This window comes from Allobosea sp. GW822-FHT05A11, assembly GCF_058800455.1.
Map to the genome: position 1 here is coordinate 38,077 of NZ_JBXAMI010000009.1, position 17,717 is coordinate 55,793.

Annotated in this window: 17 protein-coding genes and 1 tRNA gene; 5 read left to right on the top strand and 13 right to left on the bottom strand. The window is 65.3% G+C overall.

Annotated elements, in window-relative coordinates; all coding sequences use genetic code 11:
• Window positions 1-131 precede the first annotated feature (131 nt).
• Window positions 132-458, bottom strand: a complete 327-nt coding sequence (locus tag AC1RLU_RS25240; RefSeq protein ID WP_492798833.1) for a putative quinol monooxygenase — start codon at window positions 456-458, stop codon at window positions 132-134.
• Window positions 459-648: 190 nt separating this feature from the next.
• On the opposite strand from AC1RLU_RS25240, the gene AC1RLU_RS25245 reads away from it, so the two are divergent.
• The 3 genes from AC1RLU_RS25245 (at window position 649) to AC1RLU_RS25255 (ending at window position 2,873) form a co-directional block, all read left to right on the top strand.
• Entirely contained in the window at window positions 649-1,260 is a 612-nt protein-coding gene (locus AC1RLU_RS25245; protein ID WP_492798942.1) for a TetR/AcrR family transcriptional regulator, read from the top strand.
• Window positions 1,261-1,439: 179 nt separating this feature from the next.
• Window positions 1,440-2,201, top strand: coding sequence for an SDR family NAD(P)-dependent oxidoreductase (locus tag AC1RLU_RS25250; RefSeq protein ID WP_492798834.1), 762 nt, complete (start codon window positions 1,440-1,442; stop codon window positions 2,199-2,201).
• 201 nt (window positions 2,202-2,402) lie between these two features.
• Window positions 2,403-2,873 carry an ester cyclase gene (locus tag AC1RLU_RS25255; RefSeq protein ID WP_492798835.1) on the top strand — a complete coding sequence of 157 codons (471 nt, stop codon included), beginning with the start codon at window positions 2,403-2,405 and terminating at the stop codon, window positions 2,871-2,873.
• Between the two features lie 34 nt (window positions 2,874-2,907).
• Here the strand turns inward: AC1RLU_RS25255 and AC1RLU_RS25260 are convergent, their stop codons facing one another.
• The 12 genes from AC1RLU_RS25260 to AC1RLU_RS25315 form a co-directional block, all read right to left on the bottom strand.
• On the bottom strand, window positions 2,908-3,840 hold the full coding sequence (locus AC1RLU_RS25260) for a LysR family transcriptional regulator (protein WP_492798836.1): 933 nt from the start codon (window positions 3,838-3,840) through the stop codon (window positions 2,908-2,910).
• Window positions 3,837-4,802 (bottom strand): LysR family transcriptional regulator, encoded by a 966-nt coding sequence (locus tag AC1RLU_RS25265; protein WP_492798837.1) that lies wholly within the window; start codon window positions 4,800-4,802, stop codon window positions 3,837-3,839. The genes AC1RLU_RS25260 and AC1RLU_RS25265 overlap by 4 nt, the downstream gene beginning before the upstream one ends.
• Before the next feature lie 476 nt (window positions 4,803-5,278).
• Window positions 5,279-6,394, bottom strand: a complete 1,116-nt coding sequence (locus tag AC1RLU_RS25270) for an acetate/propionate family kinase (protein WP_492798838.1) — start codon at window positions 6,392-6,394, stop codon at window positions 5,279-5,281.
• Window positions 6,391-7,338 carry a bifunctional enoyl-CoA hydratase/phosphate acetyltransferase gene (locus AC1RLU_RS25275; protein WP_492798839.1) on the bottom strand — a complete coding sequence of 316 codons (948 nt, stop codon included), beginning with the start codon at window positions 7,336-7,338 and terminating at the stop codon, window positions 6,391-6,393. Before AC1RLU_RS25275 ends, AC1RLU_RS25270 begins: the two co-directional genes overlap by 4 nt.
• 9 nt (window positions 7,339-7,347) lie before the next feature.
• Window positions 7,348-8,469, bottom strand: coding sequence for an alpha/beta fold hydrolase (locus tag AC1RLU_RS25280; RefSeq protein WP_492798840.1), 1,122 nt, complete (start codon window positions 8,467-8,469; stop codon window positions 7,348-7,350).
• Window positions 8,470-8,551: 82 nt separating this feature from the next.
• Window positions 8,552-10,444: a heavy metal translocating P-type ATPase gene (locus AC1RLU_RS25285; protein WP_492798841.1), complete on the bottom strand. Its 1,893-nt coding sequence runs from the start codon at window positions 10,442-10,444 to the stop codon at window positions 8,552-8,554.
• Window positions 10,445-10,480: 36 nt separating this feature from the next.
• Window positions 10,481-11,614 carry an ABC transporter permease gene (locus tag AC1RLU_RS25290; protein WP_091862365.1) on the bottom strand — a complete coding sequence of 378 codons (1,134 nt, stop codon included), beginning with the start codon at window positions 11,612-11,614 and terminating at the stop codon, window positions 10,481-10,483.
• Between the two features lies 1 nt (window position 11,615).
• Window positions 11,616-14,348, bottom strand: coding sequence for a ribosome-associated ATPase/putative transporter RbbA (gene rbbA, locus AC1RLU_RS25295; protein WP_492798842.1), 2,733 nt, complete (start codon window positions 14,346-14,348; stop codon window positions 11,616-11,618).
• Window positions 14,345-15,349: an HlyD family secretion protein gene (locus AC1RLU_RS25300; protein ID WP_492798843.1), complete on the bottom strand. Its 1,005-nt coding sequence runs from the start codon at window positions 15,347-15,349 to the stop codon at window positions 14,345-14,347. The genes rbbA and AC1RLU_RS25300 overlap by 4 nt, the downstream gene beginning before the upstream one ends.
• Before the next feature lie 100 nt (window positions 15,350-15,449).
• Entirely contained in the window at window positions 15,450-15,845 is a 396-nt protein-coding gene (locus AC1RLU_RS25305) for a DUF6538 domain-containing protein (RefSeq protein ID WP_492798844.1), read from the bottom strand.
• A 70-nt stretch (window positions 15,846-15,915) separates the two neighbouring features.
• Window positions 15,916-15,992, bottom strand: a tRNA-Arg gene (locus tag AC1RLU_RS25310).
• A gap of 261 nt (window positions 15,993-16,253) precedes the next feature.
• The gene (locus tag AC1RLU_RS25315; protein ID WP_091860376.1) at window positions 16,254-16,463 is read right to left on the bottom strand and encodes a hypothetical protein; all 210 of its coding nucleotides are present in this window, start codon (window positions 16,461-16,463) and stop codon (window positions 16,254-16,256) included.
• Between the two features lie 244 nt (window positions 16,464-16,707).
• Here AC1RLU_RS25315 and ykgO point away from each other — a divergent pair, with 244 nt between their 5' ends.
• Both ykgO and AC1RLU_RS25325 read left to right on the top strand, forming a co-directional pair.
• A complete protein-coding gene (gene ykgO, locus AC1RLU_RS25320) occupies window positions 16,708-16,833 on the top strand; it encodes a type B 50S ribosomal protein L36 (protein ID WP_038363015.1) in 126 nt (41 codons plus the stop codon).
• A 140-nt stretch (window positions 16,834-16,973) separates the two neighbouring features.
• The gene (locus tag AC1RLU_RS25325; protein WP_492798845.1) at window positions 16,974-17,627 is read left to right on the top strand and encodes a tetratricopeptide repeat protein; all 654 of its coding nucleotides are present in this window, start codon (window positions 16,974-16,976) and stop codon (window positions 17,625-17,627) included.
• The last annotated feature ends 90 nt before the right edge of the window (window positions 17,628-17,717 follow it).

A 17,717-nucleotide genomic window follows, 5' to 3' on the forward strand; every position in this document is an offset into this window, starting at 1 on the left:
GCCGACGGCGCGGATCGCTGCTCCGTTCAAGCCTCCGGATTTATCCGCTGCATCAGCTGCCTGCTCGCCGATGCGGATCGAGGTTCCGGTCGGGGATCACACCGCGGCCATGCCGGACTTGCCGGCTTGGTTCAGGCTGCGGCCTGAAGCCGCCATGGCGCCGGCTCCGACATCATCAGGAAGCTGCGCAGATCGAGGGCGCCGTCGACGAGCGTGGGCAGGCCGGCAACGAAAGCCTGCATGTGCGGGAGGTCGAAATGGGCTGCGAGATCATCGGCAGAGCGCCAGTTCTCGTAGACGCACCAGAGGTCGGGATCGTCGGCCGATCGATGGACATCGTAATTGATGCAGCCGGGTTCCAGCCGCGAGGGCGCGACGAGATCGAGAAGCCTCTGGCCCAGCGCTTCGGAGCGCCCACTCTGCGCCCGGATGAAGACGGTGTTGGTGACCTGTGACACTTCGCTCCTCCCGATGGGATGTTCGGTGGCTGTCTGGTCGGATCCGAGACGACGCTTCCTGCTCCGGGACCGGAACCATCGCGTCGATCTCGCGTTGTCACGATACGCTACGTAGCGTATTATTGTCAAGCATGGCCGATCTGCTGCCCACTCACCGGCCTTGCCGCTTAGGGACAATCGGAGCGATATGATGGTGGCCAGATCCACGACAGCGATTGCCAAGACGCCAGATGCTCGCCGCGGAGATACCACCGCGATCATCCTGCGGGCCGCGCTCGAACTCGGGGAGGCCGTGGGCTTCGACGCCCTGACGGTCGAAGGCATCGCCAGCCGAACCGGTGTCGCGAAGACGACGATCTATCGCCGATGGCCGAACGTTGCGGCCATCGTGATGGACGCGTTTCTTGGCGAGATCACCGAGGCGGCCCCGATCCAGGCGCATGCCACGGCGCGCGAGAGCTTTCGCGTATCGATGAAGCTGCTCGTGCGCGCCTATAACGGCCAGCAAGGCCGGATCATGCGCTCACTGCTCGGGCGGGCGCAGATCAACCCTCGTTTGCTCGACGCGATGCGGCTGCGCTGGGTCGAGCCACGTCGTGAAATCGCTCGGGAGATCGTACGAGATGGGATCGCAACGGGAGAACTGAGGCCGAGGCTCGATCCGGACATCGTCCTCGACCTCCTCTATGGCCCGGTCTACCACCGCCTTTTCATCCCCTATATCGGCTCCGACCTCACGGACGTGTTCATCGACACGCTGATCGAGACCGTGTTCGGCGGGTTGGCTTCGCCTCCGTCCTGAGCGGGTTCATCGCCTGCCGCCCAGTCGATTTGCGCAAGATCCCGACAGGCTCGGCAAGGGCCCGAGAGAAGGCGATGCCTGTCGGGAACATATCGGTTCCACGCCAGCAAGGCGGGCCGAATTCGCTGCGGGATGGGCGATTGGGCCGTTCTCAACCGCATCCCGCAAGGAGAGCTACCATGACCACCATCGTAGCGAAGGTGAACGAGGTCGAGGGCAAGGTCGCCCTGGTGACCGGCGCGGCCAGCGGCATCGGCCGCGCGATCGCAGAATTGCTGCATGCGCGCGGCGCGAAGGTGATCGCAGAGGATATCGACCCGGCCGTGAAGGAGCTGGAGCGCGACGGGCTCGTCGCCTTCGTGGCCGACATCACCGCGGACGGCTCGGCCGAGAAGGCCGTGGCACTTGCGGTCAACAGCTTCGGCAAGCTCGACATCCTCGTGAACAATGCCGGCCGCATCATCTACAAGAACCTCGTGGATATGAGCCGCGAGGAATGGAACTGGCAGATGGAGACGAACGTCACCGGCGCCTTCCTCCATTCCCGGGAAGCGGCCAAGGCGATGATGCCGAACCATTCGGGCGCGATCGTCAACATCGCGTCCTATGCCTCCTACTTCGCCTTCCCGGGCATTTCGGCCTACACGGCGTCGAAGGGCGCGCTGGCTCAGCTGACCCGCACGCAGGCGCTCGAAGCCATCGAGCACGGCATCCGGGTGAATGCGATCGGCGTCGGCGACGTCGTCACCAACCTGCTGAACCATTTCAGGGATGACGGGCGCGAGTTTCTCGCCGAACACGGCAAGAGCGCGCCGATCGGGCGGGCTGCTGATCCCGTCGAAATCGCCGAGATCGTCGCCTTTCTGGCCTCTGATCGCGCGAGCTTCATGGTCGGCTCGGTCGTCATGGCCGATGGCGGCATGAGCGTTCCGATCGGCTGATCGATCGCACCGGGGCGGCCGCGGAACGGCGGCTGCCTCGGAGTTCGAAAATCTCGAACCTAAAGCTCTATTTTATTCGGCTGTTTCTCAAAGCTGCGCTTGCCCACATTCGATGTGTCAAAGCCCATCCGCACCGCGCGGCCAGAGCTGCCGGCAGTGGTGCGGCCTTGTCGAACGACACCGCCAAACTGGACAAGTCACATGAAAACGCTTCTGACGCTGACGATAGCCGCCCTGCTGGCAACGCCCGCCATCGCGCGCGATCCCGGCATATACAAGCAAGATGTGCGTCTTTGGTACGATGCCTTCAGTCGCAAAGAGCCTGCGCTGCTTGACCGGATACTGGCGCCGACTTGGGTCGACATCCCGTCCCCCCCGGGGCTGCCTCCCGGTCCCGAGGCGGCGAAGATGCTGCTTACTCGGCTCACGGAAGCGTTCCCGGACCTGAACCTCGTCGTCCACGACGTCATCCAGGAGGGCAGCAAGGTTGTCGTTCGCGCCACGATGACCGGAACGCAGAAGCGCGACTTCGCCGGCATTCCGGCGCGTGACCGGCGCATGAGCATCCAGGTCGTCGACATCCATGAGTTCGAAGGCGGCAAGATCGCCCGCACCTGGCACACGGAAGACTGGATGACGGGCCTGCGCGAGCTGGGCGCATTCGAACGCTGAATCTAGGGCAGGGGCCTTCGGATGCCGAGCGCCCTCACAACGGCTCGACATCGGTATCGGCCGGCGCCCATTCCGGCACCTGGCTCGCGAAGCGCTCAATGAGGAATGCAGCGGCGGGCCCTGGTGGCCTGTTCGTGCGGTGTATGGCGAAGAAGCGATAAGCCCCGCCCTTGAAATCGGGCAGGTCGAGCTTCACCAGGCGCCCGGCATTGAGATCGTCGCGGATCATCGGCACGGGCATCGCCCCCCAACCGATGCCTTCGAGCAGGAGCATGTGCTTGGTGGAAAGGTCCGTTACCCGCCAGGTATGTGTGGCCATGACTCCGAGATCCTGGCCCTTCGTTCTCTCGGAACGGTCGGTGAGCACGATCTGAACATGCTCGCGACTGGCACCGACGTGGTTGTGGCTGGCGAGCGCGAGCGGGTGATCCGGTGCCGCAACGGGCACGAGTGGCACGCTCCCGATCCCCAGGCGTTCCAAGCCATCGATCTCGGTATCGGGCGGGCCGCGGACACCGATCGACACCGTGCCATCCAGAACGAGCTGGGTCACCGCCCCAAGCCCTTCGACCCGGATATGCAGCGGCACCATGGGAAATGTGTCGCGGAAGCTCTTCAAGGCTCCCATGACGCGCGATGCTGGCAACATGACGTCGAGCGCGACGGTCACGCCGGCTTCGAGCCCTTGCAACAGGCCCTGCGCCTTGGCGCGCAACCGGTTCACGCCATTGGTGACGGCGCGAGCTTCCGCCAAGACAGTCCGCCCCGCTTCCGTCAGCATCGGCTTCCTGGTCGAATCCCGGTCGAACAGGGGAAATCCCAACTGGGCTTCGAGATTAGCGATCGAATAGCTGATCACCGACGTCGCGCGTCCGAGCGTCCGCGCCGCACCGACGAAGCTGCCCATGTCGACGACCGTCAAGAACACCCTCAACTGGTCGAGCGTCGGCGTGCCAGGTCCGTTCATGCTGAATCCCGCGAACGATTCTTCCGATCATATTCATGACGCGCTGCGGAGCCTTGATGAGCCGTGCTCCTCACGGCGTCGATGAAAGCGCGTAGCGCCGGCGCCATCTGCCTTTGCTGGGGGTAGCAAAGGAAGAACCCCGGATACGGCTCGCAATAGGCATCGAGCATTCTAACGAGCCGGCCGGCCGCGATCAGGTGATCGGTTTCCCGGTTCGTCGCAAAGGCGATACCCGCATCATCCAGGCAAGCAGCCAGCATCATGGGGCGGTCGTTCGCGATGATCGAGCCCTTCACGACAAGCTCGAACCAACTGCCGTTGCGATAGAATTCCCAGGCATACGGGAGGCTGTGACCCGACCAGCGCCACAGAATGCAATTGTGGTCCAGAAGCTGTTCCGGTGTTTCCGGCACGCCGTGTTCCGCGACGTATGCGGGCGTCGCCACCGGATGCTGGCAAAGCGCACCGCCGATCTCGACCGCGATCATATCGCGTTCGACCACCTCGCCGGGGCGGATGGCGACATCCCACCCTCCTGAGACGATGTCGACGACGGCGTCATCGACGGTCACATCGACGACGATCTCGGGATAGGACCGGGTGAAAGCACCCAGCATAGGTGTGATGAAGGTCTGCGCCGCCTGGCGCGCGGCATGGACACGGACCGTCCCGGACGGTGTGTCGCGAAAACGGACCGCGCTCTCCAGCGCGGCGCCGATTTCATCCATTGCCGGGCGCAGGCGAAGCAGCAGGGCCTCTCCGGCCGGGGTCAAGGCAACGCTACGCGTCGTGCGATTGAGCAGGCGGATTCCCAGGCGTTCTTCGAGATTGCGGATCGTTTGGCTGAGGGACGATGGCGTGATGCCGAGCCGCTCGGCAGCGCGCGTAAAGCTCAACTGCTCGGCAACGGTCACGAAGGTGCGCAGTTGCGCGAATTCGCTGCCCTGGACGGTCTGAGCCATCATCTCCTCGCAGGCGACCTGCTGCGCTATTATGCATCGCTACCGAAAAATATGCGGGCTTTCAGCCTTATTTTTTACTGGAGGTAATAGCCCCCGAACGGTTGGCCATTCGGTTATCTGCGTCGGTAGCGTTAAGAACCCTTTGGCCGTAGTCGTGAAAATCCGGCGGGCACGCCGCAATTGCATGACCAGCAGCCCAGGTCGGGCTTTGGCAGCGTTGCGCCAGTTGCGGACGTTGGGCGGCCTTCGAGAAACAGACATTGGCGCGCCTGGGAGGTCACCTGTCTCTCTCGATATGAGCCAAGTTCAGTTTTGCAATGACCACAGCCGGCAATGGACGTTTTCGATGACACGCCCCGCTGTCGATCAGTCTGTGTAGTCGCCATTGCTCAAGAAGCGACGTATTGCGATCTGCATGTCGACTGAGCGGGTGAAATTCGCTCGCTTCAGCTCGATGCTCTTTACAGCGACAGTCCCTACTCCTCTCCGGCGAGACATGCGCGCGCTTGCAGCGCCATCACACGCTCTTCGTTCGCCTTGATCACGATGACCTCGAATGTGCCGAGAAAGCGTAGGCGTTCGACGATCGCATCGCGTAGGGGAGCGGCGTGCTCGCCGATGCCGCCAGTGAAGACGAGCGCGTCGATCCCACCGATGGCGGCAGCCATGGCTGCCGTGAACTGCGCGACCTTGAGCGCGAAATAGTCGAGCGCGAAGCGCGCGCGCGGATCGTCGCTTTTCAGCAGCGTCTCGACGTCGTTGGAAAGGCCCGACAACCCGAGCAGACCCGAGCGTTCATAGAGCGCGTCCGAGACCTCCTGCGCGTTCATCCCCAGGCTCTGGAACATGTAGAGCACCGCCCCGGCATCAAGCGCGCCGCAGCGCGTCCCCATCGGCAGGCCATCGAGCGCCGTCATTCCCATGGTCGTGTCGATGCTGCGCCCGCTCCGGATGGCGCACAGGCTCGCGCCATTACCGAGATGGGCCGCCACGACACGGCCCGCATGGAGATGCGGATACTGCTCCGCCAGCACCATCTCCAGCCATTGATAGGACAGGCCGTGGAAGCCATAGCGGCGGATGCCCCTGTCGCGCAGATCCTGCCCGAGTGCGAAGTTATGGGTCAGCGCATCGTGCCGGGCGTGAAAGGCTGTGTCGAAACAGGCGATGTTCGGGACGTTGCCCATCAGGTGCCGGGCAGCGGTCACCGCGGCCAGGTTATGGGGCTGGTGCAGCGGCGCGAGCGGCGAAAGCGCCTCCAGCGCCGCAAAAATCTCGGGCGTGACCACGACAGCGTCGACAAAGCGTTCGCCGCCATGGACGATGCGATGAACCACCGCCTTCATCCGCCAGGCATCGTCGTGGCGGTCGACGAAGGCGAGGACGGCCGCGAGAGCGGTATCGTGGTCGCAGGCACCCGGCAGCGCGATGCGCTCCCGGGTGCCGTCCGCGAGGCTCGCGTCCATAACGGGTTCCGGCTCGCCAAGGCGCACGGCCTTGCCGCGCGCGAGAACGTCGAGATCTTCGACACGAAACACCTGGAACTTGAGGCTGGACGAGCCGGCGTTGAGAACGAGAACGGTATCGATCACTTGATACGCCCCGTGCGGCGCGCTTCCGCCAGCAGGACGGCCAGCGCGCAGGAGAGCTGGCGCGCGCGCAGATTGTCGGCGCGGCTCGTCAGGATGATCGGCACGCGCGCGCCGAGCACGATGCCGGCAGCGTCGGCGCCGCTCAGGAAGGTGAGTTGCTTCGCCAGCATGTTGCCGGCCTCGATCTCGGGAACGAGCAGGATATCGGCATGGCCGGCTACGGCCGAGGCGATACCCTTCTCCTTCGCTGCTGCGGCGCTGATCGCATTGTCGAAGGCAAGCGGCCCATCGACGATGGCGCCGGTGATCTGGCCGCGATCGGCCATCTTCGAGAGAGCAGCGGCGTCGAGCGTTGCCGCCATATGAGGATTGACGGTTTCGACGGCAGCCAGCACCGCGACCTTCGGCAATTCGTCGATGCCGTTCAGTGCGACATGCCAGAGATTGACGGCGTTCTGGACGATATCGGCCTTCGTCATGAGATCGGGGGCGATGTTGACCGCAGCGTCGGTGATGATGAAGGGCTTGGGATAGCTCTCGATATGCATCACGAAGGCGTGCGAGATACGCCGCTCGGTCCGCAATCCGGAATCGGCCCGGACGACCGCACCCAGAAGCTCGTCGGAATGGAGCGAGCCCTTCATCAACGCATCAAGCTCGCCGGTGGCGGCCAGCGAGACCGCTTTCGCCGCGGCTTCGTGACTGTGCTCGGTATCGACGATCTCCCAGGGCGAGATGTCGATGCCGGCCTCCTGCGCGGCAGCGTGAATGCGGCGGGCCGGGCCGATCAGCACAGGCGCGATCAATTGCTCGCTGACGGCATCGGCCACCGCCTCGATCACATTGGCCTTGACGGGATGTACCACCCCGGTCCGCACCGCCGGAAGAGCCTCGCAACGGCCGAGCGCGAGCCGAAAATACTCGGAGGAGGTCAGCGTCGTCATGGCGACTCTCTAGCTTTGCGCGGCGAGCCAACGGGCGATGCCGGGCCAGGTCTCGCTGAGGGTCTTGCGGCCCATGAACAGGCCGATATGGCCGCCGGGCACCAGCTTCTTCTCGATCTTTCTCTTCGGCGTGCCGAGGAGGTCCTCCGCTGCGAAGACCTGCTCGCTGGTGGTGATATCGTCCTCGGCACCAGCCAGCAGATAGACGGGGCAAGTCACCTCCTTCAGGCTGAGGCGCCGGCCGAGACCAACGAACTCGCCCTTGGCGAAGCGGTTCTCCTTGAAGATCTGCTCGATGGCCTGGAGATAGTAGACGCCGGGCAGGTCGAGCGGGTTCTCGTACCAGGCGGCGAAGGTCTCGGTCCGGTCGAGATAGTTGCGGTCGGCGAGGTTCTGGTAGAGCCGGACGAACTTGTCGACGTAGTGCTCCTCGGGATGCATGTTCTTCCAGCCGGCAAGCATGAAGCGCCCCGGCATCAGGCCGCGCCCGAGCTTGACCATGTCGCGATAGCTCTTCAGCGGCATGGTCTGCGCCATCTGCTTGATCGGGCCGTTGCCCGCGTCGGCATCGATCGGCGAGCCCGCCAGCACCAGCGACTTGACCTTGTGCGGGAAGCGCGCGGCCAGCATCGCACTCAGCCAGCCGCCCTGACAGAGCCCGACCAGGTGCACCTCGCCGCCGAGATCGTCGATCGCAGCGTTCAGTTCAGCCAGATAGGTGTCGATGCTGAAATACCGCATCTCCTGCGTCGCCGGCTTCCAGTCGGTAACGAGGACATGGTCGCCGCCGTTCGCCAGCAGCACCTCGACGAGGCTCTGTCCCTTGTCGTAATCGGCAATGGTGGCGCCGTGGCCGGCATAGGGTGCGTCGACCAGGACGGGAATGCTGCCGGCGACGACCTTGCCGAATTCGCGCAGGCGCATGGTCGGCAGGTCGAGCCGCACCGTGTTGGGCGTCGCCCAGTCCGGCGGCGGCGGGCGGGTGATCTTCACGGCCTCGGATAGGAAATCGAGATTGCGCTCGGTCAGGCGCAGCGCGGCATCGACGGGCCAGAACCAGGGTAGGCTGAGCGCGGCGGAGCCGCTCTTCGGCTGGCTCGCTGCCTTCGTCGCGTTGCGGCTGGTCGCCATGGTCGAAACACTCGCTCATCGATTGGCCCCGAAGGGTAGACAGGCAACCTGATAGAGGCAAACGCGACAGCCTTGCGACAGGTCAAACCTCGCCAGCGATGCGCGGCGCCCGGGCGGCCGCACCGGGGCGGCCCGGCTGCAACGGCCCGACCAATGTACGCAAGGCGTTGATGATGACGGCGATGTCGATGCCCTGTTGCAGGAAGGCGCCGGCGACAGGCGGGATGTAGCCGAAGGCGGCGAAGACCATCGCGATCCCGGACAGGCCGAGGCCGACGACGATGCTCTGCAGTGCGATCGCCCGCGTCCGCTGCGCGATCGAGACCGCTTCCGCAACGCGGTCGATCCGGTCGACGAGGATCACCACATCGGCGGCTTCGGAGGAGGCGGTCGCGCCTCTCGCGCCCATCGCCACGCCGACATTGGCAGCCGCCAGCGCCGGAGCGTCGTTGAGGCCGTCCCCGATCATAACGGTCGGCTGCCGCGCCTGTTCGGCCGCGACGGCGGCGACCTTGTCCGCCGGGCTGCAATCAGCCCGGACTTCGTTTATGGCGAGCTGGGCGGCGACCGCCTTCGCCGTGCCGGCATCGTCCCCTGTCACCATCAGGATGCGGCTCACCCCTGCCGCGTGTAGGCGCTGCAAGGTTGCGGCGGCGTCAGGGCGCACTGCGTCCGCCATGGCCAGGAAGGCGACCGGTTGGCCCTCGAGCGCGATGAAGACGGCGAGCGCCGCCGCTATGTCTCCGCTCGTCCCGGCCGATGTCGCCCAGGGAGGAAGCGGCCCATCGCCCAGCACGAGGCGGCGCGATCCCGCGCGGACATGCCGCCCCTCCACGACGCCTTCCAGGCCGGAGCCGCGGTACTCCCGAACGGCAGCGGGTGCCGACAGGGGCAGGGCCTTCTGGCGCGCCAGCGCGACCAGCGTCTCGGCGAGAACATGGTGCGAGGCCTGCTCGAGCGAGGCGACGAGGCGCAGGATATCGTCCGCCTCGACGCCCGGTGCCGTGTCGAGCGCGATCAGCCGGGCGCCGCCCTCGGTCAAGGTGCCGGTCTTGTCGAAGATCGCCGTGCGGACCTGGCCCAGCGCCTCGATGGCCGAGCTGCCCTTCATCAGGATGCCGGAGCGCGCAGCACGCGAGACACCGCCGATGAAGGCGACTGGCGCGGCGAGGATCAATGGGCATGGCGTGGCGACGACGAGCACCGCGAGCGCGCGGATCGGATCGCCCGACAGCCACCATGCCAGGCCGGCGACGATCAGCGTCGCCGGTAGCAGCAGAAGCGCGAAGCGGTCAGCCATGCGGATGAAGGGAGCCTTGGCGGTCTGCGCCGCTTCCACCATCCGGATGATGCCGGCATAGGTGCTCTCATGCGCCGCGGCCGATGCACAGTAACGGAACGCTTCACCGGCATTGACCGTACCGCTGCGCAGCGCGGCGCCCCGCGTCTTCGTCTCCGGCAGAGGCTCGCCGGTGACGGCGGATTCGTCGAGCTGGGCCCGGACATCGAGCAGCTCGCCATCGACCGGCAGCAATTCGCCGGCGCGGACCAGCAGTTCGTCGCCGGCCGCCACGTCCCCGGCGGCGACGTCGACGAGGCCGCCGGCCTCCTGGCGGTGAGCGATGCGCGGCGTCCGGTCCCGCAGCGAGCGGAGCTCGCGTTCAGCCTTGCCGCGCGCATAGTCCTCCAGCAGGTTGCCACCGGAATACATCATCGCGACGACCACGCCGGCGAGCGGTTCTCCCATGGCGATCGACGCGAGCATCGCCACGAGCGCGATCGCATCGACGCCAAATCGCCCCGCCAGCATGTCCCGCAGCATCGAGGCGGCGAGCGCCACCGCAACCGGGATGGTGGCTGCCGCCCAGATCTGATCCGGCGTCCAGAGTCCTCCGAAGCGGCTAGCGAAAAATCCGGCGATGGCGCCGGCTAACGCGATGGCGAACAGGCTCAGATGGATGACCATCTCACGCATCGGTACCGCTCCGGCCTCGCCTCTTTCCAATCCCCTTCAAGCGAAGATCACCTTTCGGAAGCGGGCGAGCGCGAAGGCGAAATAGGCTGCGCCGATCGCGATGATCTTGGCGATCTCGGGCCAGACGACGTCAAGGCCTGCGCCGCGATAGAGCACGCCTTGCGAGAAGGCGACGAAATGCGGCGTCGGCGAGAAGATCCGCATGATCCATTGCAGCCAGATCGGCATACTTTCCATCGGGGTCGTTGCACCGGACAGGAGCTGCGTCACCACGAAGACCGGGATCGCGAGCAGGCCGAATTGCCCCATCGTGGTCGCCAGCGTGCCGAGCAGGATGCCGAGCGCGGCGACGGCAAAAGCATAGATCGCCGTCCCGAGCACGAAGAGCAGGAGCGAGCCGGTGATCGGCACACCGAGAGCCCACTCGACAACGAGCACGAGCGAGGCCACCGCAGCGACCAGGATGACCAGCGCGTTCGCCACCATCTTGGCGAGCATGATCTCGACCGGCGTGACCGGCATCACGAGTAGGTGCTCGACCGTACCCTGCTCGCGCTCCCGGATCAGGGCCGCACCGGTCAGGATTATTGTCAGCAGGGTGACATTGTTGAGCACCTGCATGACCGAGCTGAACCAGCCGGAATCGAGATTGGGGTTGAAGCGCGCCCGCACCACAAGATTGATCGGCAGCGCCGTCGCCGTCTCGCGCCCGGCCTGCCTGTTCGCGATCTCCTGCGCGATGATCTGCTGGATATAGACCGCGCCATTGCCGGCCTGGGTCATCGCGGTGGCGTCGATATTGAGCTGCAGCGCCGTCTGCCGCCTGGCCAACAGGTCCGCCTGGAACTTGGGCGGGATCTCGAGCACAAAGACGAGCCGGCCGGAGTTCATCTCGGCGTCGATCTCCGAGGCGGCGATGCGCTTTGAGACCTTGAACAGCGGCGGGTTGAAAGCACCGAGCAGCGAGCGCGAGAACTCCGACTGGTCCTCGTCGACGATCCCGATGGTGAGGTCGCGCGCCTCCAGCTTCACGCCGGTCGCAACCGTGTAGACGGCGATGCTGAAGGTATAGGCCACCAGCACCAGCATGATCGGATCGGCACGCAGGCTGCGCAGCTCCTTCACGACGAGGCGCAGGATATTCTGGAGATGGATGACGAGCGCGGCCATCTCACACCTCCTGCTTGCGTAGCGCCAGCTGCGCGACGACGAGGAAGAGCAGGAAGAAGAAGCCCAGCATCACCAGATTGGGCCAGAGCTCGGCCGCCCCCAGCCCCTTGGTGAAGACGCCAACACTGACCGGCTGGTACCAGGCCGGCGGCAAGCTCATGCCGATGATCCGGCCGCCGCCAGAGAGCGAGGCAACCGGCACCATCAGGCCGGAGAAATTGACTGCGGGAATGATCGACAGGATCGCGGTCGCGAAGACGGCCGAGACCTGCGTGCGGGTGAAGCTAGAGATAAGCTGGCCGAAGCCGGTCGTGGCGGAGACATAGAGCAGGGTCGCCAGCACCAGCACCCAGGTCGGCCCCTTGATCGGCACCGCAAAGACGGTGAGCGAGATCAGTGCCAGCATGAAGAAGCTGGCCATCGCCACAGCGATATAGGGCAATTGCTTGCCGAACAGGAACTCAAAGCGGCTGATCGGCGTCGAGCGGAAATTGGCGATCGAGCCGGTCTCCTTCTCGCGGACGACGCCGATCGCCGACATGATGGCCGGGATGAGGATCAGCATCAGCATGATCACGCTCGGCACCATCGCATTGGCGCTCTTGAAGTCTTGATTGTAGCGGAAGCGGGTCTCGATCGTGACGGGCGACGGCGCATGGCTCGACGCGGCCTGCGCTGCCGCGAAACCTTGCGCATATTGCGTCGCCAGGCCCGTGACATAGCCGCGGGTGGTCTCGGCCCGGAACGGCATGGCGCCATCGAGCCAGACCGAGAGCTCTGGCGCTCGCGCCGCCATAAGGTCGCGGCCGAAGGAGGGCGGGATCTCGATCGCAAGCTGAATCTCGCCGCTTCGCAGGCGCTGGTCGAGTTCGGCAGCGGAGCGAATCGGCGCCTGCTCGTCGAAATAGCGCGAGCTGGAGAAGGCCTCGACCAATTGCCGGCTCTCCATCGAGTTATCCTGGTCGAAGGCCACGAATTTCAGGTTCTCGACATCGAAGGAAATGCCGAAGCCGAAGGCCAGCATCAGCAGGAGCGGCCCGAGGAAGGAGAAGCTCAAGCGGATCGGGTCACGCAGCAGCTCCATGGTTTCGCGGCGGGTGCAGGCCCAGAGCCGGCGCGGATCGAAGCGGCGGGCCGGGGGCGCCGGCCGGGTTTCGCCGGCAGACGCCGCAGCCGCCTCCGCTGGCGTATCCTCAATGCCGGCGGCTTCCTTGAGGTAGGCGATGAAGGCCTCTTCGAGCGTATCGACCCCGCGTTTCTGCACCAGCTCCGGCGGGGTGCCGACCGCTAGCACCTTGCCTGCATGCATGAAGGAGATGCGATCGCAGCGCTCCGCCTCGTTCATGAAATGCGTCGACAGGAAGATCGTCACGCCGTCGTCGCGCGAGAGGCCGATCAGCGTGCGCCAGAAGGCGTCGCGCGCGATCGGGTCGACGCCCGATGTCGGCTCGTCGAGGATCAGCATGGCCGGCTTGTGCAGGACGGCGACGGCGAGCTGCAGGCGCTGGCGGATGCCGAGTGGCAGACTCTCTGGCCGCTCGTCGGCGACATCAGCCAGATCGAAACGGGTCAGCAGCTCCGCGATCCGGCCGGGAATCTCGGCCGGTGGCAAATGATAGAGTTCGGCATGGAGCACGAGATTCTGGCGGACCGTAAGCTCGCTGTAGAGCGAAAACGCCTGCGACATGTAGCCGACATTGCGGCGCGTTTCCATGTCGTCGGCCGCGAGCGGCTGGCCGAAAAGCCTGGCCGTGCCTTCGGTCGCGGTCAGCAGGCCGGTCAGCATCTTCATCGTCGTCGACTTGCCGCAGCCATTCGAGCCGAGGAAGCCGAAGATCTCGCCGCGGCCGATGCGGAAGCTGACATGGTCGACCGCAACGAAATCGCCGAAGCGGCGGGTCAGGCCCTCCGCCTCGATCGCAGGCGTCGCATCGTTGCTCACAACCCGCGGCCGCAGCGCGACCTCCCGATGCTGCGCGCGCTTGACTTCCGGCAACAGCGCGACGAAGGCGCCTTCCAGCGTCGTTTGCCCGGCCTTTTCGCGGAGTTCGGCAGGCGTGCCGGTGGCGATCGCCTTGCCGTCATCCATCGCCACGAGCCAGTCGAAGCGCTCGGCCTCCTCCATATAGGCGGTGGCGACGATAACGCTCATGCCCGGGCGGCGGGTGCGGATCGTGTCGATCAGGTCCCAGAACTGGCCGCGCGACAGCGGATCGACGCCCGTCGTCGGCTCGTCGAGGACGAGCAGATCGGGATCATGGATCAGGGCGCAGCAGAGCGAGAGCTTCTGCTTCATGCCGCCGGACAGCTTCGCGGCGGGCCTAGCCTCGAAGGGATCGAGCCCCGTCGCCTTGAGCAATTCGTCGATGCGGCTGCGGCGCTCGGCCGCGTCCTGCCCGAAGAGCCGGGCATGGAAGTCGATATTCTCGAAGACCGAGAGCGTCGGATAGAGATTGCGGCCGAGTCCCTGCGGCATATAGGCGATGCGCCCGCGCCGGGCCTCGCGCTCAGCCTTGATACCGAGATCACCGCCAAGCGCACGGACGTTGCCCTGCTGGATGGCCCGCACCCCGGCGACCAGTGCAAGCAATGTCGATTTGCCGACGCTGTCCGGCCCGATCACGCCGATCATCCGGCCGGCGGGAATATCGAGGGTCAGCGTGTCGAGGGCGATCACCTTGCCGTAGCGATGCGTGACCCCCGCGAGGCTGGCGGCGGGGCCGGCCTCCGTCATGGCAGCTTCACGGCGAGAGAGTCAGGCCATTTCGCGCTGGGGGACGTGCGGACGAAACCGAGGCCGCGCACGCCCGTCTTCACCTGCCGATGGTATTTCGCGAGCAGGTTGCGATCGACCTGTAGCTTGGCGCGGAAGACCAGCTTCTCGCGCTCCTCGGTGGTCTCGACGGCCTTGGGCGTGAACTGTGCATCGGCCGCGACGAAGCTCACCGTCGCCGGGATGACATATTGCGGCACGGGGTCGAGGATGATGCGCGCTTCGTCGCCCAGCGCGAGCTGCCCCGCCTGCGCGGCCGGCAGATAGATCGTCATGTAGACATCCGAGAGGTCGAGGATGGTGACGACGCGGGTGCCCGCCGTGACGACCTCTCCGCTCCGGGCAAGCTGGTACTGGATGCGCCCGCTGCGCGGCGCGAGAAGCACGAGATCGACCAGGATCGCCTTGATCTGCTCGGCATCGGCCTCGGAGGCGTGGATCGCGAACTGGGCCTGATCGCGCTGCGCCTGGGCGGCTCGCAGCGCCGCGTCGGCCGCGTCGGCCTTGGCCGAGCGCTGGTCGTCGACCTGCTTGCTGAGATATCCCTTTGCGACGAGTTCCTTGCCCCGCTCGGCATCGGTGTGAGCGAGGATCTGGTCGCTCTTGCGCTGGGCGATGAGCGCCTCGGCCTCCGCGAGGGCCTGCCGAGCGCGCAGCACCTGCGCCTGTGCGGACCGCAATTGCGCTTCGTATTCGGGCGACGCGATGCGGGCGATGACCTGCCCGGCAGTGACCTCGTCACCTTCCTTCACAGTGACTTCCGCCAGACGACCGGCATATTTCGAGGAAACGTCGACCTGCGTCGCCTCGATCCGGCCGTTGGTCTTGACGATCCCGTCCGGCATCGTGTCGCCTCGCAATCTCTCGATCAATGCCTTGATGCGGGACTGCGCCTGAACACCAGGCGCCGGCAAAACGAGCGCAGCGAGAAGGATTGCTGCAACGGCTCGAAAGCGACGCATCTTGCATCTCCGAAGAAAGTAGGCGGGGCAGGTATAGGCCATCGCCTTAACATGCGGGAAGCAGCGGACCTCGCCAAGCAGCCACTTGGCGTCAGTAAATTTACCCGGCGATGTCGAGTGCTAGACGACGGATCACATCACCTGAAACCAGACGATGCCAAAGTCCGCTAAGGGCCAACTCCGGAAGGGCCGGCCAATCGGACAGTGTCACGGACGGCCCGGCTTCCACGGTCGGCTTCGACGTGGGGCGGAAACTCGAAGCGGCGACAGGTCGCAGGACACCTTCGAGCAGCATCTGCGCCCAGACCGTCTCCAACTGTGATGACAGCGCCCTTGCAGACTTTCCCGCTTGCGGGAGAGCGCGCGTGTGCAAGCAGGTGACTATGCGGGGCTTATCGAAGCGAGCTTGGAACGACTTTGGGACTCGCCGCGTGAAGTAAAAAACGCCGCGCTTCTTGAAGGTATAAATCGCATTTTGGTCTGCCACTTGGTACACTCCAAGTACGGTCAAACGGTGAAAACCGCTTGCCGCTCAAACACTCGGAGGAAGTTTGGCAGAAGAAAAATGGCGCGCCCGAAAGGATTCGAACCTCTGACCCTCAGATTCGTAGTCTGATGCTCTATCCAGCTGAGCTACGGGCGCGTCTCAGAGCGTCATGACGCGTTGCGTCCGGCCTGATGACGGGGGAGATAGCCGGTCCATTTCGTCTTGGCAACCCTCAAAATCGAGAAGTCATCGAATTGTTGTGATCGGCATCCGAACGGGTTCGGGTCGACGCACAGAGGCGGTTCTGGCTCGTGATGACGCCAGAGCGGCGCGGTCGGCCAGGAGCCGGGCCGAGGGCTGGAACGTGCCGGCAGGCGGCGCGCAAACGCCGGCCTGCGGGCGAGAGTCTGCGCCGGATCAGCGTGTCGCGCGGCGCGTGGCGCGCACGACGGAGGGACCGGAGACGGCGCCGGCCGCGCCGCCCACGACGGCGCCGACGGGCCCGGCCACGACCGCGCCGGTGCCGGCACCGACGGCTGCGCCGCCGATGCGCTGTTCGACAGTGTTGCCGCAGGCGCCGAGCATCAGGGTCGTGGTGAGGATCGAGGCGAGAAGGGGCAGGCGCATGGCGGTTCTCCGTGTGAGCGAGGATCGAAACGCAATCTTGTCGTCCAGGTTCCGGAGGAGGAAAAGCGGATTTCCTGCTTGCCGGGCCGCGATCGCACTTGCGATCCACGGAAAAATCCGTATACAGCCGGCATCGCATCAGTCGCACCATTGCATGGGCGGTGAGGATCGTTACGGTCCGCGTCGCAGACTGAAGGTTTTTGACCGGCCCGTCTCGCAAGGGCAGGCCGATGGAGTTGAGACGATGAAGATCCGTAATTCGCTGAAGTCGCTGCGTGCGCGTCATCGCGACAACCAGCTCGTGCGCCGCAAGGGCCGCGTCTACATCATCAACAAGGTCCAGAAGCGCTTCAAGGCGCGTCAGGGCTGAGACCCTGCGCGACTGCGGTCGCGCAACTGTCTCGGTTGGGATTTTAAAGAGCGGGACGCCGATGGCGTGCCCGCTCTTTGCGTTGCGCGCTCGCCCGGCTGTGATTTGACGAGGCGGCGGTGGCGGCTAGAGTTGCGACCATGATCCGTTTTCGCATCGCGCCTGCCGTCTTCGCGCTGCTGCTGGCCTCAGCCGGTCCGTTCGCGATCTGCGCGACCCAGGCCCAGCCCACGCCACCGTCGCGGCCTGGCACCGTTGCGCCCGACGACAAGACGGATAATCCGGTGACGCCGACTGCGCCGCAACGCAGCCCGGCGGCGACGCTGGAGCGGCTGTTCCAGCGCCTGCACGATGCCGAGACGCAGGAGGAGGCCGAGGGCGTCGCCAGGCTGATCCAGCGGCGCTGGGCTCGCTCCGGCTCCGATACCGCGGATCTGCTGATGACCCGGGCCCAGCAGGCGCTGAAGGACAAGCAGAACGAGCTCGCGATCGAATTGCTCGACCGCGTCATCAGCCTGCAGCCGGACTGGGCCGAGGCCTGGAACCAGCGCGCCAATGCGCTTTATCTCCTCGGCGATTCGATCCGGTCCATGCTCGATATCGGCGAGACGCTGAAGCGCGAGCCGCGCCATTACGGCGCCATGATGGGACTGGGCATGATCCTGCGCCAGCAGGGCGACGACAAGGCCGCGATGGCAGCCTTCCGCAAGGCGCTGGAGATCTACCCGCAGTTCGACGCGGTGAAGAAGGCGGTCGATGCGCTGAAGACCGAGGTTGACGGGCGGGACGCGTGACTCTGCCGAGCCGCTGCTGATTTCATCCGGAAACGCGCCGCCATCCCGGGTTTGACCCGGGATCCATCATAAGGCGCGATGCTCCACGAT

Excerpts from the sequence above, each read along its gene's own strand:
- AC1RLU_RS25245 (WP_492798942.1), top strand. The coding sequence starts at position 649 with ATGGTGGCCAGATCCACGACAGCGATTGCCAAGACGCCAGATGCTCGC.
- AC1RLU_RS25250 (WP_492798834.1), top strand. The coding sequence starts at position 1,440 with ATGACCACCATCGTAGCGAAGGTGAACGAGGTCGAGGGCAAGGTCGCC.
- AC1RLU_RS25255 (WP_492798835.1), top strand. The coding sequence starts at position 2,403 with ATGAAAACGCTTCTGACGCTGACGATAGCCGCCCTGCTGGCAACGCCC.
- AC1RLU_RS25260 (WP_492798836.1), bottom strand. The coding sequence starts at position 3,840 with ATGAACGGACCTGGCACGCCGACGCTCGACCAGTTGAGGGTGTTCTTG.
- AC1RLU_RS25265 (WP_492798837.1), bottom strand. The coding sequence starts at position 4,802 with ATGGCTCAGACCGTCCAGGGCAGCGAATTCGCGCAACTGCGCACCTTC.
- AC1RLU_RS25275 (WP_492798839.1), bottom strand. The coding sequence starts at position 7,338 with ATGACGACGCTGACCTCCTCCGAGTATTTTCGGCTCGCGCTCGGCCGT.
- AC1RLU_RS25280 (WP_492798840.1), bottom strand. The coding sequence starts at position 8,469 with ATGGCGACCAGCCGCAACGCGACGAAGGCAGCGAGCCAGCCGAAGAGC.
- AC1RLU_RS25285 (WP_492798841.1), bottom strand. The coding sequence starts at position 10,444 with ATGCGTGAGATGGTCATCCATCTGAGCCTGTTCGCCATCGCGTTAGCC.
- AC1RLU_RS25290 (WP_091862365.1), bottom strand. The coding sequence starts at position 11,614 with ATGGCCGCGCTCGTCATCCATCTCCAGAATATCCTGCGCCTCGTCGTG.
- rbbA (WP_492798842.1), bottom strand. The coding sequence starts at position 14,348 with ATGACGGAGGCCGGCCCCGCCGCCAGCCTCGCGGGGGTCACGCATCGC.
- AC1RLU_RS25300 (WP_492798843.1), bottom strand. The coding sequence starts at position 15,349 with ATGCGTCGCTTTCGAGCCGTTGCAGCAATCCTTCTCGCTGCGCTCGTT.
- AC1RLU_RS25315 (WP_091860376.1), bottom strand. The coding sequence starts at position 16,463 with ATGCGCCTGCCCCTTCTCGCCTCGATCCTCACCACGACCCTGATGCTC.
- ykgO (WP_038363015.1), top strand. The coding sequence starts at position 16,708 with ATGAAGATCCGTAATTCGCTGAAGTCGCTGCGTGCGCGTCATCGCGAC.
- AC1RLU_RS25325 (WP_492798845.1), top strand. The coding sequence starts at position 16,974 with ATGATCCGTTTTCGCATCGCGCCTGCCGTCTTCGCGCTGCTGCTGGCC.